The sequence below is a fragment of the Desulfobacter sp. genome (assembly GCF_050177295.1).
Genome location: NZ_JBFXHE010000021.1, coordinates 1 through 25,315 on the forward strand (window position 1 = coordinate 1; position 25,315 = coordinate 25,315).

Consider the following 25,315-nt stretch of genomic DNA (forward strand, 5'->3'; position numbering starts at 1 on the left):
TGAACGGGTATACTGTCGATTTCGCCTGACTGTATTTTTTCTAAGCTGCCTGTGCGGCAGTGAACATTGCCAACTCCGACACTGACAGACTTCAAGGTTTCTAAGCTGCCTGTGCGGCAGTGAACTCCGTGTCCTTTGCCTTCGCCAGCAACAACATTTTCTAAGCTGCCTGTGCGGCAGTGAACAATAAAAACTCAGTTATCCCAAGATGTCGCTTTTTCTAAGCTGCCTGTGCGGCAGTGAACATTTCTTTCATGGCCAATCTCCTTGTTAGGTTTTTCTAAGCTGCCTGTGCGGCAGTGAACTATAATAAAACATGGCAAAAATACACGGTGCTTTTCTAAGCTGCCTGTGCGGCAGTGAACTTTTTCATTGAGTAGGTGCCATCTTTTTATTTTTTCTAAGCTGCCTGTGCGGCAGTGAACAAAAGGTCACGCCGAGCATCATTTTTGGAAATTTTCTAAGCTGCCTGTGCGGCAGTGAACCTGTGGATGCGGCACCGTTTTTCCCGGGCAAATTTCTAAGCTGCCTGTGCGGCAGTGAACGAGAGTCTGTATCTGCTGTTTCGGATACTGTTTTTCTAAGCTGCCTGTGCGGCAGTGAACACAAAGAGTTACGTCAAAATAGCCTCAAGGAATTTCTAAGCTGCCTGTGCGGCAGTGAACGGTTGGAACAAAATAGATAAGGATTAGACCATTTTCTAAGCTGCCTGTGCGGCAGTGAACTTCACATCCCAACAGGCCTGGTGGTTGCGTCATTTCTAAGCTGCCTGTGCGGCAGTGAACATAAAAAGCAGACCCAAAACGGAAACGATATATTTCTAAGCTGCCTGTGCGGCAGTGAACATGTATCGTAGAGGCTCCCTTCTTCCACTACGTTTCTAAGCTGCCTGTGCGGCAGTGAACCGTGGCAAACACATCGCTGATCTGATCAAGCATTTCTAAGCTGCCTGTGCGGCAGTGAACTCTTATTTAGTATTTTCCATGCTGCGTCTTTATTTCTAAGCTGCCTGTGCGGCAGTGAACAGGACAATTTAGAGGACTATAAAGATTTTTCATTTCTAAGCTGCCTGTGCGGCAGTGAACGTTGAAACCATGCTCCGTGACGTGCCGGTGGTTTTTCTAAGCTGCCTGTGCGGCAGTGAACGCCACGTCCTTGGTCATACGGCGATAGTTACGTTTCTAAGCTGCCTGTGCGGCAGTGAACTTTTTCCTTTTGGTTAATTCCTCGTTGATCATTTTCTAAGCTGCCTGTGCGGCAGTGAACAAATCGTTTTTCAAATATTTGTTTTTTATCGTTTTCTAAGCTGCCTGTGCGGCAGTGAACTCATTTCTGCCAACTGAGAAATCAACGAGTCATTTCTAAGCTGCCTGTGCGGCAGTGAACTATTCAGCAAAATATAAAAAAAATAATAAAACAGCAAGTTAAATGCGATTTGCTGTTTTACCCAATCATTTTTCCTGTATCTATAATTATTTGATTTGTTAGCAAATTTTCAAAGATCAAGAAATATTGGTTCTGACCTGAGGTTAAAACCAAGGTACAGTTGCAGTACTGGAAAGCCCAAATTGGTCAAAATTTCCTTCAACCAGTTTGTCCTGTAGTGGTCCGAACGCTATATATCGTCTATGTCTGTGTCCGGTAGAGCAGCTCGTTAATTCAAGATAAGGTTCTTCCAGTCCTGTGGAAATCATTTTTGAATGATATCTGTTTGTTTCATCTTCAGCGATGGAGCCTCGTTTGATAAGCCGGCGCAATTTTGCAGGACTCATGTTAGGCTGTTTGCGGAAGACACTACAATATTTCACTTGTGGTGGAATCTGTAAAATATCACCGATTTGACAATATCCTGCCAGTGGTCCAATCCAGTTAAGTTGCTGCAATTTTATTAACAATGTTGATGTCCCATGGATTCTCATCAAATTTCCGAGGGTTGGCCCTTGTTTTGGAAAACTGACCCCGATATCAGTGGCGTGCAACTCACACAAAGCTTTATGGAATTTGCTGAAAAGGGCGTTCATGAGTATGGGAAGCGGCAACTCCGGGTCCGGTAAAAGCAAAACATCTATATAATGATCCATATATCACCTTCTATCTATCCAACATTGAACAGGCACATTATAACTACTTAATATTATTGCATAAAAAATCGACACGATTGACTCAATACCAATAATTTCAATATGTTAAACAAACATCTGCTCAATGTCGGATCTATTTATCGCTTTCACCAAATACACCGCCACGAACCAGAACAGCCATGACATAATGTTCATCCTTTATTTCATTTAAAGCGTCCCCATTTGCCCAGGCATCAAAGAACGTATAAAAATCCTGTTTTGCCTTTGGTGTCCGGTATGCTTTTCCCAAATTTGTCACGGCACCATAAGGTTCAATTGCGATCGGGCCAATTCCCTGGGTTGGGTCATTAAATTCAGGATACCAGGTATCAATGGTTCGTAAAGCATTCCCCAACTTCTGAGAATGCAGCGCTGCAATTTCGTTAACAGCGTAAAGAATCTTGCTTTTATTTCCTTTCCCCTTATCAAGTACCAGTTCCTCGCTTGGATAAACTTCCTGAGCCTTGCCGACCTTGGCATAACAAACAACATCAATTAGAAGAAAATCATCATCGCTGGACAGGGCCTGTGCGATGCGTTGTGCAAGGCTGTCAATTTCATTATCACCAATCTCCATATCACGAAGGGAATAAGCACCGGCATTAAATTTCCATTGCTGCTCGGCGCCTTTATTCAATGCCTTGACCTCAACTTCAATGGATTCTGCCCCGATCCGGTTTCGCCAGAGAAAACGGGCATTGGCAATATTGATGGCATAGCGGCGTGATAACTCCGTAAACCCGGTTTTTTCCACATACGTTTGAGCGGCTTTGCTGTAGCTTTGCCGAAAATCCGCATTATTACATGCGGACGGACGGTGGATGCCCCCCAGGAATTTTAATGTGAACCGGAGCACCAGGGTATCCTGGTCCGGTTCAAGTGCGCAGGTATCTACTGTCTGAAGATTGGCTTTTTCAACTTCCTTATTCAGTTTCACAGGGTCGTCTTGGACGGCCTTTTTTAAACGATTAGAAATCGTACCACGAACGGATTTCTCTTTAAGTTTAAGCGGTGCCAAATTGTCACGGTCTTCCCATGTTGTACCGTACATATACCCATCCGACGGAACCATCTTTTTTTCAAATGCCAGAACAGATGCAGTGTTTTTGTTTTTAGCCATTATAGTTCTCCTTAATGTAAATATTGTTAGAATCCTTCTATGGTATCGTGTTTATCCTGTTGGCAAAGATACAGGTTGTTTTCAGCATCGTAGTGATAATGCCAGAGTAAATCTTCTATATCTTTGAGGCGATATGGCATTGTAAACTCGCCCAGCGTCACCACCGCTTCGGCAAAACGATGCGGGGTTTCAGGGTCTCTTTGATTTTGGGCGGATCCAAGTTCGCTGATGCCGTGAAAGCCTGTTGCAATGGGGACGATCCATCCCCGTTGTCCTTCGGGACCGGTTTGTTTGCGTTGACTGCTCCAGGTCACCTCCATCTCACCGTTTTTTTCTTGTTGTTCACAATGATGGTGGATAGCCAGATAATAAATTAATGCATCCAGAGCATCCTGTCCCTGCTCCATGGCTTCGATCATCAGGTCTCGCCGCTCAATGATGGCATAGCCAGGCATCAGCCGATTTTTAAGCTGCTTAAAATCTCTGAAAAAACCGGGTGGCTGAAATTCCAGGATATCGCCGCCTGCTATTTTCATCTGGCTGTGAAGTATTTGACGAACCTGTTTTTTTACATCCGTCTCAAGTGATTTGTCTATTCCTTCACAGGCAATGACGAGACTGACTTCCAGACGGCATCGTGCTTCCTCAATAAAAGAGGGACGTTCTGCATTACCTTCCGGCTTGCCTTTTCGGGGTGCCGGTTCAAGGGGGTTTCCGGTTCCGATAATGGAATATTCATAGTCTCCCGGGCCTTTATGGGTGTGCAATTTAAATTGATGTGACACTACACCTACAGCCTGAAACGAAATGGTTTCATCAGACTTTCTATTCAATGCGGTATTCAAGTGCCTTTCCAGCGCATGAACAGCTCCCAGCCACGCGGTCATGGCAGGGAATCCAATGGTAAAAGGGCTGGATAATGCGTTGGCATTTTGCACATGGATATGAGGAATTAAAAAAATTTGTTTGTTCATCTTAGGGCCTCTCGGTTGAGATTGATGAATGTTTTAAGGTAGTCCCGCTCAATAGGGCCTAACATGACCGGCTTTTTAATCACTTTTGCATAAGCGGCCGCAATCCATTTTGCAAGTTCAGCGCATAAGGTATCCAGCCATTCGTCTTGTTCTTTTCGGGGTTGCTCAAAACCATGGCAAAGCCATATTTTCTGGTATTCCGGCAAAGTACTGCTTTCTTCCCTGTATTGATCTTCAGCCACGGAGCGCAGCACCGTGGATCGTTCTATAATGATGTCCAGTAGTTCTTCAACGCGATGGTCTCTTCCATTTTCTAAGTTTCGGCGAGGTATTTTGCTGTTTAACCCTGTTTTAAAAATGCCATGCAGTTTATTGAGAGGCTCCCGAATATCACGATACCAGATTGAATTGGTAAAAAAGTTTTTCCGGGGAAAATGAACGCTCCGTTTATCGAGATGAGGAGGAGTGGACAGGAACAGGTTTGCTTTCCCGCCGTTTTGATTATTCAAGATACTTATGTTTTGGGGTTTTGTCCCTCCATAACCTATGGTCGTCAGATCGAAAATCTCTGCAAAACCATGTTCCAGAAATTCACCCTTGTATTTTTTTTCACGTTTATCTTTTTGTTCGTCTGAAAATCGAAGGTAATTTAGTTGTGATCTCAACTTAAAAATCAAACCTGAATTACTGAGTACCGAAAGTAAATGATACTCGTCGTCAACAGGGAAATAGACTTGTTTTATCTTGGAACTCGTTCTACTTTTGGGATCACTGCATACCATCGCCATAAATCCCTCTTTCAGGTTTTCATAGGTTTCAGTGTTTATGCTCAAAAGTTCCCTTGCAAGGTCTGAATCAGTTTCAATATGTTGAAGAAGTGTTTTACCGTCTTTCATGGACAACGTTAAAAATTTATAAACATCTATAGCTGCAGCATTCCCGAGAGCATCGTGTTCTGCATCAACATTTCCTGCTCTTAAATAACCATCAGGTAAACGTTTTGCCTTTGCTATGATTGGGGCGACATAGCCATTCTTATTCTTCCGGGCGCTTGGATGACTGAACGTACAGGGATGGGACGATATGCTGATTTGCCCAGCTCTTTTTGCTGCATTGGGTAGCCAATTTCCTAAAGAAAATTTGTTTGCACACTCCTCGTTACAAAGTTGAATTTCTTCTTCTGTCTTTGCCTGTTTCAGTTTGTTTTTAAGCCAGTCGTCTTTCCGTTTTTGAAAAAATTCTTGAATTGCAGGATCTATCATATAAAGTCACCTCCTAATTTTTAAGTTGGAATATGCACTTTGACAACACGAAATTAACAATGAGTCTAACGATTGTCAACCATTAAATATTGATTTTTAGTTGACTCATAGATATGAGTTGATTTTGCGGTTAATTTTTATATAGTGAACTTCACTATCGAATAGATAGCTTAGAAAATTAATTATTGATTTTTTATGATTCACTGCCGAACAGGCAGAATAGCAGGTGTGACCTTGGTTGCGCCTGCTATTTTTTTGTCGATAAAATAAAATCAATTTTCATTCTTGAACAGCCCCAATTGGTCGTTATACAAATAATTGAAATTTAACTCTTTTTCCGGGTCTTGTTTTGGTAGTATTACCACTTCGCCATAAAGCAAAGCGGCTTTGTTATAATTAATCTCACGCTCTTCTGCTGTATGAATAAGCGACTGAACATAGTCGCGGGCGAACCACAACCGTTGCTGTGCTTTAATTGATAGATTGGTGGTTGAGATATTGTATGCACCATCCTGATCTACCAATTCACCCGTTATATCGCAGACTGGTTCTCCTCGTTCATCCTTGAGCGTAAAATAAGTTTTTCCTGTCGAATCAAAACAGCGAAACAAATGAAGACTGGCTCGACTTTGCCGGAAACGGTTAAATACCTGAGGAAGTGCGGTTAAATACCAATGCCCGCTGATATAGCCTTGCAGGCTTTCAGGGCCTTTTGAATCGTAACTTTTAAGCCAATGGGCCGTAACGGCATGCTCAAGGTTTGCTAGTCTTGTGCCATGTTTAGCGTTATCATCAATCCTGGGAATAGCGTTTAAATTATTGGATATGTATAGGATGTTAACTAGTTTATTGAGATCATGAGATTTAAAGAGAGCGCGTATAGTAGACGAGAGCTTTTTTCCAGATTCATATCCTGGATGAAAAAAATAGCCGCCTTCAGGTTTGTCTCCGTAGCGTACTGTTTTCCAGTTATATTGCAGCAAGCCTACATTGGGAGTCTGCACTTCCTGGTCCCGGTGCCGCCTGACGCGTCCGGCCATCTGAACGATGGAACGGTAAGATGATGGTTCAACAACGGCCCAGTCAAAATCATGGTCTCGACCGACTTCCTCCACCGGTGTTGCCACAAGGATAAACAGAACATCCTCGGGAGGCTGTTCTCGCTCAGCCATGGCATCCAGGTGCCCGCGTATTACGTTGTTTTGAAATGCTGCGGGTGCTTCGCCCTGCGATTCCTTGCGTTTCAAAACAGAATCCAGGTGCTTTTCCTGCTCATGGCGAAGCAGTAAAACCTGCTGACTGTGGTAAGGCATGGTCCGTATAGCTGTCTTTTTGAGACAGTCATATTCCAGAAGAAATCGTGCCAGGGAAACGCAGGGTTGGATATTGGCCGTCCGGATAACGCCAAATGATACTTTCAGACCGGTTTTGGGGTCTATGGTGTGGTGGTTGTGGTGTTTTTTTAAAGCATCCTGGATGATGATGTTAAACCAGGCCTCCTGTTTAGTTGCTTCGCTTACTTCTTGTGAGGCAATAGCGGTTTGGCATGAAATAATGTCTGCTTTTCGCAAGGCCGGTTGTTGAGCCAGTTTTCCGATTCGTTTTCTGATAAAGGCCTGATGGACTTGCGCATATTGCTGGTTGGCGGTTTCCCGATCTGCTGCGTCAATATCGCTCACAACAGTTGAGAACTCATCGATCCAGGCGCAGCCCATCCCAGGGTTGGTATTTCGGATTTTTGTAAAAAGCTGCCATCCTTCCCGGTAGCAGTTAAAATACCCTTCTGCAAGGGCCGGCGGGATGGTTGCAGATGATATCATCACCTTTCGTCCCAGCATCCCGGCAAGATGAATCAGGCGGCCGATGGCAATGGCATCAGCCCCGGTGAAGTCATCTATTTCATCAATCACAAGGTCCGAAGACATCAGGCGTAATACAGGTAAAATATATCGGCCGCCCCGAGTCGTTTCCGTTGCAGAGATGATGTGGTCAATGGTGCATACCAGAATCGGAGCATATAAAAGTTTGCGACTTTTTTCATGGGGAAGGACCGTGGCAAGTTCATTTTCCGGGAGATCGACATCATAAAACAGTTCACTGCTGTCTTCCATCAGTGATTCCTGTGACTCCGCTCCTTCTTCGAAAACGGATTTATCTTTTTTATTTTTTTTGTTTTCATGCAAATCTGCGATGGCTTTGGAGCCGATAATTACCCCCAGATCACTGCCGTCACTGTTCTGGAAAATACGCTGTCGATAGTCGTCCCCGGTCTGTAACGTCAATGTCCGCAAGCCCAGTGCCAGAATATAGCGCAAGTTGTCGTTGTCTTTTGTTAATGCAAGCATCACCTTAGCATTGGCAAAGGTTTTGCCACATCCGGTGCTGGCCATGTTCACAGTGAAAAAGCCATACGTCTGGTTATCTTGCTGATCCACCCAGGCTCTGATTTTTCCGGCTGCCGTATCCTGCCATTTAAATTTAGCAACAGGACTATTTCGTTTCAGAGCAGAGGTGTTTTCCGTTACCGGCAGATCCCGTTCAAATTTGGGTAGATAACGGGCATTTCGTTTGGCCTGCTCATAAACACCAACCAGATGCTGATCTAAAGCCTGTTTGGCGGTGCCGTCCTTCTGGGTGTTGGCGATCATATCAATACTGTTATTCCAGGGTCCCGAGTCTTTTTTGCTCAAAGATGAATAATAATGATCGGCCAACATAAGGCTGAGACGGGCATAAAAAAGAATCGGCCGGTAGCTGCGATCAGTATCTTTCATTATTTGTTCCACAAGTTCCTGATGCCCGAGCAGTTTACCGGACCAGCGTTTTAATGGTTTTAACCACAGCTTTGAATTTGAAATCAGTCCTTTGGGAAAATGCAGGCAGTCACCAAGTGTATTTGCGGCAATTTTATTGGAGTACCCCCACCTTTTATCAATATGTTTGAATACTTGATTTATATTCTCCGCCGCTTCATTCTTCCAGCCATTTTCAATTTCTTTTTTATCCAGAAACGGCATACGATGATGCGACAGTATCAACCACGCGATCAGCTGGGCAATTGGCGGCAGATCCTCAAGCGGTTTTTTAATGGCGTTCAAGTCCGTGCCTAACAGAAGCGATTCGTCAATTTCTCCTTTTGAAAGAATTGTCAGCCACCCGCTGTCCGTTTGGGGATTTTGAGTGGAGTGGATTAACGCTTTTAATAACAGACAGGAGATCCATTCATGTCTTAAGGCATCCCCCATAAGGCCTTTGTAACTTTTCTTCAATTTGTCCTGGAACCGGGCGCAGGCTTTGCCCCAGTCATGCAGCAACGCTGCCAGACATGCCAAGGCTTGAATTAACGGAAGATAGTGCCAGTCATTCATGTCATCGCGATAGGGCATATTTACGCTGGTGGTGTTCACGGGGACCCTGCCTTCTCGGTCAAACTTGTGTTTGTTTCCCACCACCCAGATAAATTCACTTCTGGCCCTGGAGCGAATCCAGTGGCAGCTGACCGCTGTGTTTTTGGAGGCTGTTTTTCTCAACAGTTTTTTTACGGCCAGCAATCCCTCCTGGGTAATGACGGTCTGCCAGGTATTGTCACCGATGCGATTGGCAAAAGCATCCAGGACACGTCGGGTTCGCGCCAGGGCCTTTTTTTCACATTGGGAAATAAAGGTGACCATCATGATGGGGTTACCTCCCAGTCGGTTTTCAGGGCAGCTGTTTTTACCTGGTTAAACATGAAATCAAGCGCCTTGTGGGAGGCGAAGGCCTGAAGGCATTGCTGGCGGAAGGCCTGCTCACTTGTATTCTCCTGGGCGCAGATAAATGCCCAGGGCAATATCAAAGTATCCTTGATCAAATCAGAGACATCAAAGACCAGTGCCCCGCGTCTTGTTTTGCCGTGCATGACGGCAAAACCATGGGGGATGCCCAAAACCCACAAGGTTGTTGCACCCAGCCCATAAGCAAGATAATTACCGTGATTTAAAAAAGCATTGGCTTTATCCGCCGCCTCACGGTCCCGACTGAAATAATCCAGTTTTGTTTTTTGAGCCGCATATTTGTATAGCTCTTTGGTCAACTCCGCCTCAATTAAAAGCAGGTCCGATGAGGTGGATGCCTTTGCCATTCTGGCATGAAAAATATCAACGGCAGTTGCAATGGAAGGATCGGCGGCGCTAAATCCTGCAGCCTTTAAATCTTGATCTTTTCTCCATACCGTAAGCAAAAAGTCTATCCGTGCATGCTGAAAAATTCTGGCGACCTCAAACCGTTTAATTTCATCAAACCAAAATCCCACCCATCCTTGGAGATATTCAGTGGGCCGGTATTCACTTTGCGGGGTCAGCCATTCCACTTCGTTTCCCATCAACAGCGGCGTTCCTCCACCTCCGCAAAAACCGACCAGGACGCCTGCCGACGCCAGCATTCGTATGGCTGCCTGCGTAATCGAGGTGCCGATACCCAACAAAATCACCGTGGTGTTTGCAATGGGAATGTTCCAATACTGGTTTGCCTTGTCGGCTTCGGAAAGATAAAGAACTCGTCCGTCTTTCTGCATAACACGACATTTTTCCAGGTAATAAATGTTGGCGCGTTTTGAGTGTAGAATCGCTTTAAGATCGGTTAGTTGATCCATTTTATTTATTCCCTAAATTAAAGAACTTAACTTTCGGAGGAGTCAATTTACACCCAATTTGATCTTGAGCCTGCTGTTAGATCATGCCTTGTTCTTCCATCATCACCAGAAAGCCCGCCTGGAAAACAAACTCCCTGCATGGAGTGTGGGAAGCCTATCCCAGCGGATTCACACAGAAGCTTTAGTTCAATTTGTCCAAGATTTCTGCGATAACGGAATCAGTGAACAGAAGCTTAATGAGCTAAAAGAACGCATTGACAATATTATTCCTTTCAATCCTTCTACAAAACATATGAGCAGTCGCATTTTTCCTCAAATGAAGCCGGCACCATCTTTGGAACACTTCCAGAAAAAAGTGGCCTGATTCTAACCAAGGATTGTTTGGCAGTCAAATTCAAAAAACTCGAACATCGAGTCATATACTCTTATCCTGATGGATCTGTTGGATGAGTAGCACACTAGAACCCCTTTTTACGGGAGCAGGAGGCTGACCGCTTACCTGAATGCCCTCGGGCATCCGGTTAACCGAAAGCGAGTTCAGCGGTTGATGAAACTGATGCGGATAGAAGCTATCTATCCTAAACCCAAAACGACCCAAAGGAATGAAAATCATAAGATATATCCATACTTACTGAGGGATGTCGTCATTGATCGGCCGGACCATGTCTGGAGCACAGATATTACCTATATCAGAATCGGGAACGGCTTCATGTATCTGACTGCGGTGATAGATTGGTTCAGTCGCTACGTGCTGTCATGGCGGCTCAGCAACACCCTTGAAAACACGTTTTGCATTGAGGTCCTGGAAGAAGCTCTCTGCCTTTCTAAACCTGAAATTTTCAATACGGATCAAGGAAGTCAGTATACATCCATGAAATTCTTGTCTATCTTGAAAGAGAGGGAAATTCGAATCAGCATGGATTCAAGAGGGAGAGCGCTGGACAATGTTTTTGTTGAACGACTATGGAGAACCATCAAGTATGAGGAGATTTATCTGAAGGATTACCGGACAATGAGGGAGGCTCAGAGCTCCTTAAAGGCCTTTATCACCTTTTATAATAATGAAAGGCTGCATCAAGCCCTGGGATACAAGGCGCCAGCATCCGTTTACCGAACCGCTTGACAGGGAGCCATATGCCTCAGGCGGGCCTACGGGGTATTATTCCGCGCTAAGGCGCGGGGATTGGATTTATCGCATTAAGGATGGATGCATGGGAAAAGGCAGCGTAATGCTCGGATACTGCCCTCATGCTTCCATCACCAGCTACGGCGCTCGGGTTGCTTCCCAGCATTGCCCTATCCTCCGAGCTGGTGGACGGAAAATATCATAGGAGGGAATTTTTTCAACAAAAAAAGGACAACAAAGCTATCGGCCCCGCCGAAATAAGAGGGCACAATGACTGAACATATATTTGACAATCTATTGAAAAATTATACGGATTTGATTATACGGGTGGATGAACACATCCAAAAGCTTACCCGGGTCCACAAAGACCGGCTTGCCTGCAAAAAAGGGTGTGATGTGTGTTGCCGACACCTGTCTTTGTTTCCGGTTGAAGCATTTGCGTTGTCACGGGCCTTCAGTCGCCTGGATGTCCCCTGCAGGGAAAAAATTTTGAAGCAGGCAGAACAGACCGATCGCAAATGTCCCTTGCTTGTGGACCATATCTGCATGGTTTATGAGGCCCGCCCCATCATCTGCAGGACACACGGATACCCCCTGTACATGGAAAAAGAGGGTAAGGCCCTGGTGGATTTCTGTCCGAAAAATTTTAAAGGTATAAAAAACCTGGACAGGTCTGATCTGCTGGATCTTGACCGGATGAATACCCTTTTAACCGCTGTAAACAACCATTTTACCGCCTGCTTTGAAAACGGGCTTCCCGGGCGGATACCTGTGGACCAGGCCCTGGAATTATACCAGAACCTTGAACCGTCCTGACCCCACCGGTCCTAACTTGAAGGTATCTCCACAAGCCTGCTGGCCGGGACCAGTCGGACTTTGCTCTTTAGCTTGGGAAGTTCGCGTTTCAGTGCATCAAGGGTGGTCTGGTGGGGATGGCCGATACCGATGGCGCTGCCATGGGCCTGGGCCTGCTTGATAAGTTTTTCGATCTGGCCTGAAATGTATTCGACATCCTGAAAATTATCCAGAAACACATCCCTGTGGGAAAATTTCAGCTGAAATATACGGGCGGACTGCTCTCCCTTGGATTCAGGAGATGTTCTGGAATCAATAAAAAACAGATTGTTTTTTTTGAGTACCGTGAAAATCTGATTCATTTTATTTGAATCCGCTGTGAGCCTGGAACCCATGTGATTGTTTGCCCCCACCGTGCCGGGAACCGCATGGATATCCTTTCGAAGCTGGGCCAAGAGCTCATCCGGGGACATGGAAGACAATAACGCTCCAGGCCCGGGGTTGACCTTGGGGTACTGAGTCGGTTCCATGGGAAGATGCAGCATCAGTTCCGCCCCTTTTGCCGACAGACTGTGGGCAAGCTGGGTTCCGGCAGGAGAAAAGGGCAGAATGGAAAATGTAATATTCTTATCTATGTTGAGCAGCCCCATGGCCATATTTTTGTCATATCCGATATCATCAATAATAATGGCAATCTGAGGCATAAGGTTATTTTTGGGGGGCGGCACAACCTTTTTAGGGGGTGTGGGCGTTACATCATCATACACTTCATAGACAATCTTGGAGCCCTCTTTAGGCACTGGTGGCGTCCTGGTCATACTGCTTTTGCCGGGAGTATGCTCTTTTTCTTTAAGGCCTTCGGCTTTGGTTATGATTTTCGGTTCCATGGCCGGCTGGTCCTGTGTTGCCGGGGGCAGGGGAGCTTGCCGGGGTGGCGTCGGGACCGGGACCTGCGGCCGTGTCACAGGCGGCTCTTTTCTGTCTGTCTGGGCTTCCGGGGCCACGGGGCGACCGATTTTAACAAAAATATCAACCAGCATGGCCGTTGTCAAACAGACTGCTACAAGAATGGCAATGCCCAGAATCATTTTTTTAAACTCATGGAGAATCCCGGGACTTTTTTTCTTAGCAGGTTTTTTTGTTGGGGTCTTTCTGGCTGTTCCCGGATTTGTTTTCGTGCTCGTTTTTTTGGCGGCTTTGGATGCTTTTTGGGGGGCAGGAGCCTTCCTGCCCTGGTTTTTTTTTGTACCGCCCGTGGATTTAGTTGGTGTCATTTATTTTACTGAACACACCATAGCTGATGAGAATATCAAGTGCGCGTTTTACCTGGACATCTTTATTAAGTTTTTCGATTTCAGTATCTTTTGGGTTTTTTTTCTTATTTTTAGCCTCTTCTTCGGGTTTAAGGCTGTTTTTTAAATCTTTTTCTTTGAGTATCAGGTCAAAGGCAGAATCATCTTTGGGGGCTTCCTCCACTGTTCCCGGCTCCACCCGGATGTCCGGCTGGATGCCCATGGCCTGGATGGAATGCCCGCTGGGCGTGTAGTACCGGGCAATGGTATATTTAAGCCCGTATCCTTCTTTGTTGAGTGGCCGCACGGTCTGGACCGAACCCTTACCAAAGGATGTTGTGCCTAGGATCAAGGACCGGGAATTGTCTTTAAGGGCTCCTGCCACAATTTCGGAAGCTGATGCGGAACCGCCGTTGATCAGCGTGACAATGGGGTAGTTGCGTTCCGGGAAATTGGGATGGGCCTTGAATTCCTGGTTGTTTTTTTCAATACGTCCCTTAATGGAAACGATAATTCCCTTGTCTATAAACAGGTCAGAAATTCGGATCGCCTGATCCAGCAGCCCCCCCGGATTATCCCGAAGGTCAATGATCAGCCCTTTAAGGCCGTTTTCCTGTTTCTCCAGTTCTGACAACTGTTCTACCACATCATCCAGGGTGTTCATTCTGAAATTGGTGATTCTTAAATACCCGAAACCCGGTGCCGGTATGGCCGAGCGCACACTGGTCATGGGGATCATGTCCCGCTTGAGCGTAAAGACCAGGGGGGCTGGTGCCCCTTCCCGGATGATCGTTATTGTAACCTTTTCATACCGTGGCCCTCTCATTTTTCTTACGGATTCCCACATGGCGATATCCTTGGTGGATACATCATCAATTTTGACAATGATGTCCCCGGCGGTGATGCCGGCCTCGTAGGCAGGGGTGCCTTCAATGGGGGAGATAACAGTAAGAATGCCGTCTTTCATGGTAATGACAATGCCGATACCGGAAAATTCCCCTTTAGTATCATCCTGCAGATCCTCAAAGGCATCAGGGGGCATGAAGCTGGAATGGGGATCAAGATTGCCCACCATACCCATGATGGCATTGTGTACCAGCTCTTCGGGTTTGACCTCGTCCACATAGTTATTTTCAAGTTCTTCCAGGACATCGGCAAACAGTTTTAAGGATTCATAGGTTTTTTCGTCAGCCCCATGCACTGAACCTGCTGTCAGCATCAGGATCACAGCAGCAGTCAGCCAGGACTGCATCAATCCGGCCCAATTCGTTTTTTTCATCTGTCATGCTCCTTTTTCCAGCCATTTGAGGGGATCGACGGGTTTGCCGTGGTGACGGACCTCAAAATGAAGGCACGGTCCTTTTATGGAGCCGGTATCTCCTGCCGTGCCGATAATTTCTCCAGTGTCCACCCTCTCTCCCTTCTTTTTGTACAGCTCTTCCACATGGGCGTAAAGGGTATAATAATTGTTTCCATGGTTGATGATCATGAGGTTTCCGTAACCCTTGAGCCACTGGGCAAACATGACTTCACCGTTGAAAACGTTTTTTACGGGCGCACCCCGTTCCGCCTTTATATCAATTCCGCTTTGAAATGTGAAGGCGTTGTAGTCGTCTTTGCGTTTGGTTCCAAATTTTGAAAGAATTATACCCTTTACCGGAGGCTGAAGGCGGCCTTTCTGTTCGGCAAAGGTAGTTTTCACACAGAAAGACCCGGCCCGGGGCTCCATGGCGGATATGGTCTGGTCCAGGGCCCGGGCCGATGCTTCAAGGGAGTCCATGGCGGCCAGGGACAAACGTTTGAGGCGTCTGATGTCCCTAAGGATTTTTTCCTTTTTAAGGGTTTCTTTTTTACGGATTTCAATCTCATAGGCCAATTGTTCCTGCAGGCCTGATTTCAGCTTGTGCTGACTGTTCAAATTCTGTTCAAGCGTGCTAAGTTCCTTCATGTCCCGGGCCTGTTTATCCAGCAGGGCAAAATCCGATCTCACCACTTTTTTAAGCGCATTCTGGGTGATGACAAAATTAAACAGAGACGACGGGGGGCCGGCCATTTCAAGGCGGCCCATCATGTGCATGCGGAAAAGGGCATTCAGGCGTTTTCCGGCATAGTCCCGTGTGCCTTCCATTGATTTGTTCAGGTCTGCAATGCGCGCCTGTGTTTTTTCAATTTCCTGGGAAATGGCAATGGCATCGCGCCTGAGGTCCCGGGCGTTTATCTGTGCCCGGTTCAGGTCCATATCAATTTCATTGAGTCCGTCAAGAATCAGCATCTCCTGCCGGGAGAATTCTTTGACTTTCCGGTTCTCTTCCCGGATTTGCCTTGCAATGACCTCTTGTCCGGCTCGATCTGTCCTGGTAGTCTCCTTTTTGGGTCCAGGTGTTTTTGTTGGCGGAGTAGTAGGTAGCGTTTTCTGTTTTTGTTTTAGACGCGAAGATACGGGTTTTAAAAGAATATAGCTGCTCCGGTTTCTGATATATCCTTTCAAACCCTTGTACTCTATAGTCAGCCAGCCGCCGACGCCACCTTTCATTTCCAGGACATCAACCCGTTCGCCTTTGTTGAGAACCACCACCACGGAAGAGCTGTTATCCGGCCCGGAGCGGATATTGAGCTTGGCCGCATTGATTTTGCCCTTATACAGGACTTGTGCGCAACACAGATCTGCCAGGCCAAAAATGACGGCAACAGCCGTAATACAGGCAAAAAAGAAATGCCCTATTTTAAAATCTGTTTCAAGGAAATGAAACATCCGAACCAACCCAAAAAGGTACTGGAAAATAAAATTATTGCCACAGCCTGCCAGGAAAGAAAATGAATATCCAGATAAACATAGGCGTCCAGGTTCTTGGAAATGCCGGAAGACAGTGTCAGATATCCTGCTAAAAGGATGATCATTCCCAGAATTCCGCCTATAAATCCCTGGAGGAGTCCTTCAACGTAAAAAGGTGTTTTGATAAATCCGTCCGTGGCACCCACCAGGCGCATGATTTCCACTTCGGTCTGCCTGGCATAAAAAGCCAAGCGTACAGTATTGGCCGTAATGAACAAGGCAATCATTAAAAACAGACCACTCATGGCATACCCGATCATTTTGAAAAGATTGAACAGCTTGAGGAAGCGGCCCAGCCATCCCTGTCCGTACTCTACGGTGTCCACAATGTCCAGGGCCTCAATCCGGTCGGCTGCCTTTTGAATCTGCTCAAAGCTTGAACGGGCGGTCATGGCAATTTCAATGGCGTCGGGGAGGGGATTCTCCTGAAGCGTCGACAGAAACTGGATTTTTGATCCCATCTCTTTTTTCAGCCGCTCCAGAGCCTGGGTTTTGGGTATAAATACCATTTTCTCAATGCCGCCCATGGACATCAGTTGTTCTTTTACATTGGGCAGCATGGCCGGGGTGAAAGAACCACTTAAGTAAACCATGGCCCGTCCGCCATGATTCCACGCAGAAAGGACCCGGCTGGCGTTTTCAAAAAAAAGAATGAAAACCGATACCAGAAGGATGGAAAGGGCAATGGTCATGATGGTGATTATGTTTAAAAAACGGTTGGACCGGATATCTGTCATGGCTTTACTTAAAAATCGCATCATCTCGCAATCGAAATTTTTTCAGCATAGAATGGTTGATATCCCTTTAAGCTTCCCGTCTTCCAGGGCGATATTTCGTCCTTTACTAAAACGGTCCATCTGCTCTATGTTATGGCTGGCCATGAGAATGGTGGCCCCATTTTGATGATACCCTGAAAGCAGATCAAGCACACGCTGGGCAGATTCTCTGTCCAGGCTGCCCGTGGGTTCATCTGCAAGGATAATGGATGGTTCTCCCACCACGGCCCTTGCCACAGCCACCCGCTGCTGTTCTCCGCCCGACAGGGTCTGCGGCAGGTGATTGACTTTTTTTTCCATGCCCGTGATCCTGAGTACGTGCATCACCTTTTTTTTGATATAGGACGGGTTTTCTCCGGCAACCCTGAGTACCAGGGCGACATTTTCAAAAACGGTGCGGCTGGGGATCAGCTTGAAATCCTGGAACACCATGCCGAAACGGCGCCGCAGAAAAGGCAGTTTTGTCTGTGAAATCCGTGCCAGATTCATGCCGTCAATCAGAATCTGTCCTTCGGACACCCGTTCGGCCAGGTATAAAACTTTGAGCAAGGTGGATTTACCGGCCCCGGAAGGCCCGGAAATAAAAATGAACTCACCGGGTTCAATATCAAGGGAGATGTCGTTTAAAGCCAGTTTGCCGCCATAGCGCTTGGTTACATTAAACAGCCTGATAATATTAGCTTTGCCGCTGTTGGCCCTCATATGGGATTTGCCTTGTGGTCTTTTAGGGATAATTGACTGGCATTGAATTTACTGATATAAACCGCCTGTGTCAAGGAGTGCTGAAAACAGTTTTTCTTACACAAAGCCTTCACTGAACCCGTAAACCGGCTTCTTCCAACTCAGTGAAGGCTTAAAACTTTGACCGTTAGGTTTATTTTGCTGCAAACGCAAGTTTGCGTTGCTTTTCAGGAGAAGAGAAAAGGAAAAACCAGAAAAACCATAGGAATAGATGAATGATCCTTTTTGACTCCCATTGCCATATTGACGATAAATGCTACGACCATGACCTGGCCCAGGTCATGGATAGATCGCGCCAGGAAGGGGTTCTGGCCGTGATGGTGGTCGGAATTGACAGAGCCACCTCCCAAAAGGCCATAGATATCGCATCCCGGTTCGATCATGTCTACACGTCTGTGGGGGTTCATCCCCATGATGCGGTTCAGTGTTCTGCCCAGGTACTCAATGAACTTCGACAACTGGCCCTGACCCATGACTGCGTCAAGGCCTGGGGGGAAACAGGGCTGGACTTCAACCGCATGTTTTCACCACAGGAAGACCAGGAAGCCTGTTTTTCGGCCCAGCTTGCCCTGGCCGGGAACCTGGACCTGCCGCTGATTTTCCATGAACGGGATTCCAAGGGTCGGTTTTATGAGATCGTGAAATCAGACGGACCCACGTCCAGAAAAGGAGTGGTTCACTGTTTTTCCGGCACAAGAGAGGATATGTTTAATTACCTTGATTTAGGGTATTATATTGGTATTACCGGAATTCTTACCATTCTCCAGCGAGGGGAGTACCTGCGCAGCATTGTCCCTTTAATTCCCCGGGATCGGCTGCTCATAGAGACCGACGCTCCGTATCTGACGCCCAAACCCCAGAAAAACAAACACCGGCGCAACGAACCCGCGTTTGTCCGGTCCGTGATGGATTGTCTTGCCCGGGTGCGCGGAGAAGACCCGGACCAGCTGGCCTCTGCCGTGTTCAAAAATACCCTGAATTTTTACAATATACCGGCAAATCCGGCCTGGCCGGGTAAATAGAGTTTGAACCGAAATATAGTGTTTAAGCAAAAAGTTACCCAGATGCAAATTTTTCTGCAACGCCGCAGATGGGTAATTTTTTGTTCAAACAAAATTATTTTTTTTCCATCAGCTTTGTGACCGCCTGCTCCAGCCCGTCCAGGGACAATTCATACATGGGAAAAATCTTGGAAATGGCCATGATGGTGTGAGTATAGTGCCACATCATTTGTGAGACCGGGTTGAGCCACACCGCACACCTGAAAGTTTCAGATAAAAATTTAAGCTGTTCAATGCTGGGGCGTCCGCTGCGATCCGTAATGTGAATGGATCCGTTGGATGCCAGAAGTTCATAGGGTGCCATGCTGGCATCCCCCACAATAACCAGTCTGGTTTCCGGGTCCTGCCGGGAAAAGTCCACTATTTTCTTTGTTTTTTTATACCGGGACGGGTCTTCCCATACACAATCATAAATAGTGTTATGGAAAAAATAGGTTTTTACCTCCTTGAACTGGGCCCGGGCATAGTTGAAAAGGGTCTGGACGACCTGGATATAGGGGTCCATGGACCACCCGCCGTTGTCAATGGCCAGGATAACCTTGAGCCGGTCCTTCATGGCCCGGTCAAAGATCAATTCTATTTCTCCAGCGTTGTGAAGGGTTGCCCGGATGGTCTGGTCCACATTGATTACATCCTTTGGGCCTGCTGGAATCATGTGGCGAAGCCGTTTCAGCGCCTCTCCGATTTTTGCCTGTGTTAAAGGGCCCCGGGTGGAATAGTCCTTGTATCTTCGTTCACCGGCTACTTTCACCGCAGACTTGTTTCTGGAGGTGCCCCCCACACGCATTCCCCCTGGGTGATACCCGGAATGGCCCACAGGTGAGATACCCCCGGTGCCGATCCACTTGCTTCCGCCGTCATGGCGACCGTCCTGATCCTTGAGTCGTTCTTTGAAATATTCAATAAGCTCATCCGGGGTCAATTTTTTCAGGGTGTTTTCATCTATGTTCAGGGCATCGGCCATTATTTTAGGGTTTTTCAGCCATTCATCCAGCATGGCCCTGGCCATCTGGTCGATTTCAAAGCTCTCGTCTTCGGGCAGCGGAACGCCGTCAAAGTGGTAGGCAAACACCTGATCATAAAGATCAAAGTAGCGCTCGCTTTTCACCAGCACGGCCCGGGCACAGGTGTAAAAATCGTCCAGGCTGGTAATCAGTCCCTGGTAAAGGGCCTTTTGCAGGGTCAGAAAAGATGTGGGGGAGACAGGTATTCCGACATCCTTCAATGTGTAGAAGAACTTTAGAAACATGGATAGGTCCTTAGAACCGGTTGCGCCGACCGGTCATTTTCTGGGCCCGTTCATAATCCGGGCTTTTTTTGAACAGTACGCCTAAAAACGGCATGCTGCCCTTGATAAGATCCCCGGCTTTGAAGTCGGGATCTGCCTGAAGCGCCCGTATCCAGTTGATCAGCTCCCGGGTGGCCGGTTTTTTTTCAATTCCGTCAATGTCCCGGACCGCATAGAATGCTTCAATGGCATTTTCTGCCAGCTTTGAATCAATGGAGGGGAAATGGACCTGGATAATTCTGCGCATCATTTTGGGGTCGGGAAATGCAATGTGGTGGAAATTGCACCGCCCCAGAAAGGGATCGGACAAATCTTTTTTGGCGTTGGATGTGATGATGATCACAGGTCTGTGGATTGCAGATACGGTTTGATCCGTTTCAATGATATCAAACTGCATCTGGTCCAGGACATCAAGCATGTCATCCTGAAAATCGGTATCTGCCTTGTCAATCTCGTCAATGAGGAGTACGGTTCTCTTCTCTGAACAGAATGCCTGGCCGATTTTTCCCATCTTTATATATTCATCAATATTGCTGACATCCCTGGTGGAATCCCCGAACCGGGAATCGTTGAGACGGGTCAGGGTGTCATACTGGTACAGGGCCTCCACAAGTTTCATGCTGGATTTGACATTGAGAATAATCAGCGGCATGTCCAGGGTGTCAGCAATGGCATGGGCCAGCATGGTTTTGCCCGTGCCGGGCTCTCCTTTTAAGAGCAGGGGCATTTCAAGGGTCATGGATATGTTGACAATGGATGCAAGTTCAGGGTCAAGTACATATTTATGGGCCCCTTGGAACCGTGCGTCTTGATGTTTTGTCATTGGGTTCTCCGTTATGTCGGGTTTGTTGAAAAAGCATAAACTCAAGCTGGTTGGTTAGCAGCCTCCGTTTTTAGAGTCAATGGTTAATCTATTCTCCCATCAAGGTTTTGTACGTTGAGGGAAAAAGGGAGATACCGGAGCAAGGTCTGCATATAATTAAAATGCGAATGGTTTATTACAAAACTGAAACATTACGTCATGCTCACATAAATCCTTAATGATTGACTTCGTACAGGTTAAATGCTAATGACCTGATTTAATAAATTTTGTGTTAACGCCATGAACAAAACAAGGAGCTTGAATCATGATTGGTGGTATAGGAATGCCGGAGTTGATAATAATTCTGGTGATTATCCTTATTATATTCGGCGCGGGCAAGCTGCCTGAAATCGGTGCTGGTTTAGGAAAAGGCATTAAGAATTTCAAGAAAGCAACAAGAGAGCCCATTGATGACGACAAGGAAAAGGAGCCTGAAAAAATAGATAAAAAGTAGTGGCGTTTGTTAGTTGCTGTTTTTTTAAGCTTTTTCCGCAGCCAAGCATGCCATGTGCCTGGCTGATTATCCATGCTTTTTCAACGATTCGACATATCATCTATCCGCCTGTTGTCCGTCTGCCGATTTTTAGCCCCCCACCTGGAAAATGGTTACAAAAAAGTAATATGTCTCATTTTTAAGCAGACATTATTGTAATAAATTTTGTTCTTTTCTTTGGTTTGCAGGTGCTGGCCGCATGCGTGCTTTATAACCTCTTGAAAATAAAAGACTGGCACATTCATTGCAACACTTATAACAAGTGATGAGAATCGTTTTAGGGTATTGTTCGGGCGGTATGGGATGTTTTGCCGGAAAAAGGGCATATATTAAAAGGTCAAAAATCAAGATATCAAACAGATATGGACAGTCCTGAAGCCAAACTATTAGTTGAACAGAAACAAGTGCTGGTAGATCAGTATCTCCAGGGGAAAGAAACCAATTTCCTGGAAAAAATGACTACCCGTCTCGATGAATACTTTTACCGGGTGTTTGAGAAAAGTATTGCCGCCAGGAAAATGGTTATCTCGGGCAGTCCTTTTGCCATCATTGCCCTGGGGGGATACGGAAGGAAAGAGCAGTGTATTCATTCAGATATTGATCTGCTCATCCTTTTTGATAAAACCATTCCGCCTGATGTGGAGGCCTTTGTCCAGGAACTTTTGTATCCCTTATGGGACGCACGGTTTGAAGTCGGGTACGCGGTCCGGAACATCAACGAATGTATTAAAATGTCCTTTGAGCGCTTTGATATCCTGACCACCGTGCTTGATGCCAGGTTTATCTGCGGTGCCTCCCTGATATATTCCGCATTCATGGAAAAGTTCAGGCAGCAATTAGCCGCAAAGCACTTGAAGCCCACACTCAATTATTTGTACGAGAACGGAGAAAAGCGCCTGGAGGATTTCGGGGACTCTTCCTATCTGGTTTCCCCTGATTTAAAATCAGGTTTTGGCGGTTTACGGGACTATCACACCCTGCTGTGGTACGCTAAAATTAAATCCAATATCAAGTTCCGCCGGGATCTGGAGTATTACGGGTTTCTTTCCCATTTTGAATACGAGAATCTGGAAGATGCGTTAACCTATATCTGGGATGTGCGCAACCGCCTGCACTATATCAGTCACCGCAAAAACGATACCCTGCATTTTGAACATCAGGCAGAAGTAGCCGGTTTGATGGATTATGCGGATATGTCAGGCTTGCCTCAGGTGGAGGTTTTTTTGGGTGAGCTGCATGAGAAAATGGATTTTTTAAAGCAGATTTACCAAATTACATTTGAAGATATTGTATCCACCTGCCGGGTTAAAAAAGAAGCGGTTGCCGCACAGCCTACCAAAACGGATGGTCTGGTCGTAAAAAAACGCCGGCTTTGCTTTGCCAACACAGTTTCAATTATCCAGCACCCTGATTTACTGCTTCGTATTTTTCTTGAAAGTGGTCAGACCCGGATCCCCCTGTCCATTGAGGCCAGGCGGATCGCATCGGAATTCCGTCACCTTGTGGATGATGATGTCCGCACGGATCCCGGATGCGTTAAGATTTTCAAGCGGATTCTGGGCCTGTCCCTGTGGAAATTCAATGTACTCAATGTCATGCTTTCCACCGGCATTCTGGCGCAGTTTATTCCGGAATTCTTGCCGCTGGTGCACAAAATTCAGTACAATCAATACCACCTGTTCCCTGTGGACAAGCATTCCATCCGCTGCGTACAGATCCTTAACAATTTCAAGGATCCCGGCGACACGATGATGGGAACCCTTTATAACTCCGTGTTCAAGGAGATCAGGAATAAAAATGTTTTGCTTGTGGCAGGCCTTCTCCATGACATCGGTAAAGCCGATCCTGCCAAAGAGCACTCTCTCAGAGGTGCCGGAATTGCCGGACCTGTTGTTGACCGTCTCGGATTCAGTCCTGCGGAAAAAGAAGACATTCTTTTCCTCATTGAGAACCATTTGTTTTTGGCAAAAACCGCCACCCGGCGGGATATTTTTGATGAGGAAACCGCCGTTTACACAGCGAATAAGATAGGAAAAATCCGGTTGTTGCGCATGCTTTTCCTGATCACTGTTGCAGATTCCAAGGCCACGGGACCCAAGGCCTGGAACGACTGGACGGAAAACCTGATTAAGGATCTGTTTTTTAAAACCATGAGCATCATTAAAACAGGGGAACTGGCGTCCAAAAAAACCCAGCGTTTGATTGAAAAAAAGAAAAAAGATGTCCTGGACCTGTTGCGGGAAAGCTGGAGGGAAGAAGAGGTTACCCGGCAGTTGTCCGTCATGTCCCGGCGCTACCTGCTTTACGTGCCGCCCCAGAACATCGTGGATCATATTAATTTATTCAGAAATCTTGGGGACCGGGAATATATCTGGCAGATCACAAAGGCAAATGAGTCAGATATGAGAACCGTTTCCATTTGCGGCAAGGACAAACCCGGGTTTTACTCCAAGCTTGCCGGCGTCTTTTTCCAGAATAATATTGATATTGTCGGATCCCAGGCCTATTTTCTGGGTGACAGCCATTTTCTGGATATCTTCAATGTCCGCCCTCCCCAGGACCGTCTCTTTGAAAAGGAAAAATGGGAAAAGGCCGGACAGGATTTAAGCATGGCACTTGAAGAGGACCATTACCTGGATAATGTACTTGAGAGAATTCCCACTGAAGTGACCATATCCAGCGGAAGCAGGCCCGAACCCAACCAGGTCCGCATAGACAATGAGACATCCAGCTTTTTTACGATTATTGAAGTTTTAACGTATGATTTCCCAGGACTCCTGTTTGCCGTTACCAATGCCTTGTACCGGGCCGGCATCAATGTCAATGTCGCCATGGTCGCCACCAAGGTGGACCAGGTGATGGACGTTTTTTACGTCCGGGATATTGAAGGGGACCAGAAAATAGAATCAGAAGAGAGATTGGACCAGATAAAAACCGCTATTATTAACCGTCTTCCACAGATACAGTCAAAGGAGGTTATGAATGAAAAAAATTGAGGCGATTATTAAACCCTTTAAGCTGGATGATGTCAAAGAGGCCTTGAGCGAAATCGGCATCTACGGCATGACCGTTACAGAAGTTAATGGATACGGTCGGCAGAAAGGGCACAAGGAAATCTACCGCGGTGCGGAATATGTTGTTGATTTTGTTCCAAAAATCAAGCTTGAGATTGTTGTGACCGACGACCGACTTGACGAAACCGTGGAAACCATCCGGTCTGCAACCAACAGCGGTAAAATCGGTGATGGTAAGATTTTTGTGCTGCCGGTTGAACGGGCCATCCGGGTCAGAACCGGTGAAAGCGGAGATGATGCAATTTAACTGGCAGGACGCTTTTGCGCCCCATGACAAAACACCCAAATACAGGGGTAACCCATAATATTTTTTATAGAAAGGGATAAAAATGACACCAAAAGATGTATTGGCAATGGCAAAAGAAAACGATGTTAAAGTCGTTGACATCCGCTACATGGACTTCATCGGTACCTGGCAGCACTTCAGTGTGCCTGTATCGGAACTGACAGAAGCTTCCTTTGAAGACGGGTTCGGATTTGACGGTTCTTCCATGAGAGCATGGCAGAACATTGATAACTCCGATATGAACGTAATTCCTGAAGCAGGTACGGCAAAAATAGATCCGTTTTTCAAAGTACCGACCCTGGTTGTTCTCGGCAACATCCATGACCCCATCACCGGCGAAGGTTACTCCAGAGACCCCCGCGGCATTGCCAAAAGAGCTGAAACCTATATCAAGAGCACCGGCATCGGCGACACCATTTTTGTAGGCCCTGAGCCGGAGTTCTTTATTTTTTCCAACATCCGTTACTCATCTGATCCCCATGCTTCCTTTTTTGAAATTGATTCCCGGGAAGCATACTGGAACACCGGTGACGGTTCCGAACCCAACCTTGGCTACAAAATCAGACCCAAGCACGGCTACTT

At 46.5% G+C, this 25,315-nt stretch carries 20 protein-coding genes, 1 pseudogene and 1 CRISPR repeat array; of the genes and pseudogenes, 8 read left to right on the forward strand and 13 right to left on the reverse strand.

Translation table 11 applies throughout. The annotated features are described in order from the left end of the window. Positions 1 to 37 precede the first annotated feature (37 nt). Positions 38 to 1,386: a CRISPR direct-repeat array (repeat unit 28 nt; unit sequence TTTCTAAGCTGCCTGTGCGGCAGTGAAC). A 143-nt stretch (positions 1,387 to 1,529) separates the two neighbouring features. From cas6f to cas1f, 6 genes are all read right to left on the reverse strand, one after another. Then, positions 1,530 to 2,081 carry a type I-F CRISPR-associated endoribonuclease Cas6/Csy4 gene (gene cas6f, locus AB7U36_RS03185; RefSeq protein WP_428158362.1) on the reverse strand — a complete coding sequence of 184 codons (552 nt, stop codon included), beginning with the start codon at positions 2,079 to 2,081 and terminating at the stop codon, positions 1,530 to 1,532. 133 nt (positions 2,082 to 2,214) lie between these two features. Then, positions 2,215 to 3,240, reverse strand: a complete 1,026-nt coding sequence (gene csy3, locus AB7U36_RS03190; protein WP_428158363.1) for a type I-F CRISPR-associated protein Csy3 — start codon at positions 3,238 to 3,240, stop codon at positions 2,215 to 2,217. Between the two features lie 26 nt (positions 3,241 to 3,266). Next, complete coding sequence (gene csy2, locus AB7U36_RS03195) at positions 3,267 to 4,214, reverse strand: type I-F CRISPR-associated protein Csy2 (protein ID WP_428158364.1); 948 nt, start codon at positions 4,212 to 4,214, stop codon at positions 3,267 to 3,269. Beyond that, a complete protein-coding gene (locus AB7U36_RS03200; RefSeq protein ID WP_428158365.1) occupies positions 4,211 to 5,476 on the reverse strand; it encodes a type I-F CRISPR-associated protein Csy1 in 1,266 nt (421 codons plus the stop codon). Before AB7U36_RS03200 ends, csy2 begins: the two co-directional genes overlap by 4 nt. Positions 5,477 to 5,748: 272 nt before the next feature. After that, positions 5,749 to 9,150 carry a type I-F CRISPR-associated helicase Cas3f gene (gene cas3f / locus AB7U36_RS03205; RefSeq protein WP_428158366.1) on the reverse strand — a complete coding sequence of 1,134 codons (3,402 nt, stop codon included), beginning with the start codon at positions 9,148 to 9,150 and terminating at the stop codon, positions 5,749 to 5,751. Continuing rightward, positions 9,147 to 10,106, reverse strand: coding sequence for a type I-F CRISPR-associated endonuclease Cas1f (gene cas1f / locus AB7U36_RS03210; RefSeq protein ID WP_428158367.1), 960 nt, complete (start codon positions 10,104 to 10,106; stop codon positions 9,147 to 9,149). The genes cas3f and cas1f overlap by 4 nt, the downstream gene beginning before the upstream one ends. 64 nt (positions 10,107 to 10,170) lie before the next feature. On the opposite strand from cas1f, the gene AB7U36_RS03215 reads away from it, so the two are divergent. The 3 genes and pseudogenes from AB7U36_RS03215 to AB7U36_RS03225 all read left to right on the forward strand — a co-directional run bounded on the left by AB7U36_RS03215 (position 10,171) and on the right by AB7U36_RS03225 (position 12,048). Next, positions 10,171 to 10,470 (forward strand): hypothetical protein, encoded by a 300-nt coding sequence (locus tag AB7U36_RS03215; RefSeq protein ID WP_428158368.1) that lies wholly within the window; start codon positions 10,171 to 10,173, stop codon positions 10,468 to 10,470. A gap of 111 nt (positions 10,471 to 10,581) precedes the next feature. Beyond that, positions 10,582 to 11,229, forward strand: a pseudogene (locus tag AB7U36_RS03220) (IS3 family transposase); the annotation flags it as partial. A gap of 273 nt (positions 11,230 to 11,502) precedes the next feature. Next, the gene (locus AB7U36_RS03225) at positions 11,503 to 12,048 is read left to right on the forward strand and encodes a YkgJ family cysteine cluster protein (RefSeq protein WP_428158369.1); all 546 of its coding nucleotides are present in this window, start codon (positions 11,503 to 11,505) and stop codon (positions 12,046 to 12,048) included. An 11-nt stretch (positions 12,049 to 12,059) separates the two neighbouring features. Here AB7U36_RS03225 and AB7U36_RS03230 read toward each other — a convergent pair whose 3' ends face one another. Genes AB7U36_RS03230 through ftsE form a run of 5 tightly spaced genes read right to left on the reverse strand, consistent with a single transcriptional unit; the run spans position 12,060 to position 17,630 of the window. After that, positions 12,060 to 13,301, reverse strand: a complete 1,242-nt coding sequence (locus AB7U36_RS03230; RefSeq protein ID WP_428158370.1) for a divergent polysaccharide deacetylase family protein — start codon at positions 13,299 to 13,301, stop codon at positions 12,060 to 12,062. Further along, positions 13,288 to 14,598 (reverse strand): S41 family peptidase, encoded by a 1,311-nt coding sequence (locus tag AB7U36_RS03235; protein ID WP_428158371.1) that lies wholly within the window; start codon positions 14,596 to 14,598, stop codon positions 13,288 to 13,290. Before AB7U36_RS03235 ends, AB7U36_RS03230 begins: the two co-directional genes overlap by 14 nt. Before the next feature lie 3 nt (positions 14,599 to 14,601). Beyond that, positions 14,602 to 16,071 (reverse strand): peptidoglycan DD-metalloendopeptidase family protein, encoded by a 1,470-nt coding sequence (locus tag AB7U36_RS03240; RefSeq protein ID WP_428158372.1) that lies wholly within the window; start codon positions 16,069 to 16,071, stop codon positions 14,602 to 14,604. Next, a complete protein-coding gene (ftsX, locus tag AB7U36_RS03245; protein ID WP_428158373.1) occupies positions 16,038 to 16,913 on the reverse strand; it encodes a permease-like cell division protein FtsX in 876 nt (291 codons plus the stop codon). The genes AB7U36_RS03240 and ftsX overlap by 34 nt, the downstream gene beginning before the upstream one ends. Before the next feature lie 18 nt (positions 16,914 to 16,931). Continuing rightward, positions 16,932 to 17,630 (reverse strand): cell division ATP-binding protein FtsE, encoded by a 699-nt coding sequence (gene ftsE / locus AB7U36_RS03250; protein ID WP_428158374.1) that lies wholly within the window; start codon positions 17,628 to 17,630, stop codon positions 16,932 to 16,934. A gap of 254 nt (positions 17,631 to 17,884) precedes the next feature. On the opposite strand from ftsE, the gene AB7U36_RS03255 reads away from it, so the two are divergent. Then, the gene (locus AB7U36_RS03255) at positions 17,885 to 18,691 is read left to right on the forward strand and encodes a TatD family hydrolase (protein ID WP_428158375.1); all 807 of its coding nucleotides are present in this window, start codon (positions 17,885 to 17,887) and stop codon (positions 18,689 to 18,691) included. 94 nt (positions 18,692 to 18,785) lie between these two features. Here the strand turns inward: AB7U36_RS03255 and AB7U36_RS03260 are convergent, their stop codons facing one another. Next, on the reverse strand, positions 18,786 to 19,979 hold the full coding sequence (locus AB7U36_RS03260; protein ID WP_428158376.1) for a vWA domain-containing protein: 1,194 nt from the start codon (positions 19,977 to 19,979) through the stop codon (positions 18,786 to 18,788). A gap of 10 nt (positions 19,980 to 19,989) precedes the next feature. Then, the gene (locus AB7U36_RS03265; protein ID WP_428158377.1) at positions 19,990 to 20,841 is read right to left on the reverse strand and encodes an AAA family ATPase; all 852 of its coding nucleotides are present in this window, start codon (positions 20,839 to 20,841) and stop codon (positions 19,990 to 19,992) included. Positions 20,842 to 21,145: 304 nt separating this feature from the next. On the opposite strand from AB7U36_RS03265, the gene tatA reads away from it, so the two are divergent. The 4 genes from tatA to AB7U36_RS03285 form a co-directional block, all read left to right on the forward strand. Then, a complete protein-coding gene (gene tatA, locus AB7U36_RS03270) occupies positions 21,146 to 21,334 on the forward strand; it encodes a twin-arginine translocase TatA/TatE family subunit (protein ID WP_428158378.1) in 189 nt (62 codons plus the stop codon). A 401-nt stretch (positions 21,335 to 21,735) separates the two neighbouring features. Then, positions 21,736 to 24,369: a [protein-PII] uridylyltransferase gene (gene glnD, locus AB7U36_RS03275; RefSeq protein WP_428158379.1), complete on the forward strand. Its 2,634-nt coding sequence runs from the start codon at positions 21,736 to 21,738 to the stop codon at positions 24,367 to 24,369. Continuing rightward, complete coding sequence (locus AB7U36_RS03280) at positions 24,356 to 24,694, forward strand: P-II family nitrogen regulator (protein WP_428158380.1); 339 nt, start codon at positions 24,356 to 24,358, stop codon at positions 24,692 to 24,694. Before glnD ends, AB7U36_RS03280 begins: the two co-directional genes overlap by 14 nt. An 82-nt stretch (positions 24,695 to 24,776) precedes the next feature. After that, the coding region (locus AB7U36_RS03285; protein ID WP_428158381.1) for a glutamine synthetase beta-grasp domain-containing protein at positions 24,777 to 25,315 on the forward strand (539 nt) is incomplete at its 3' end.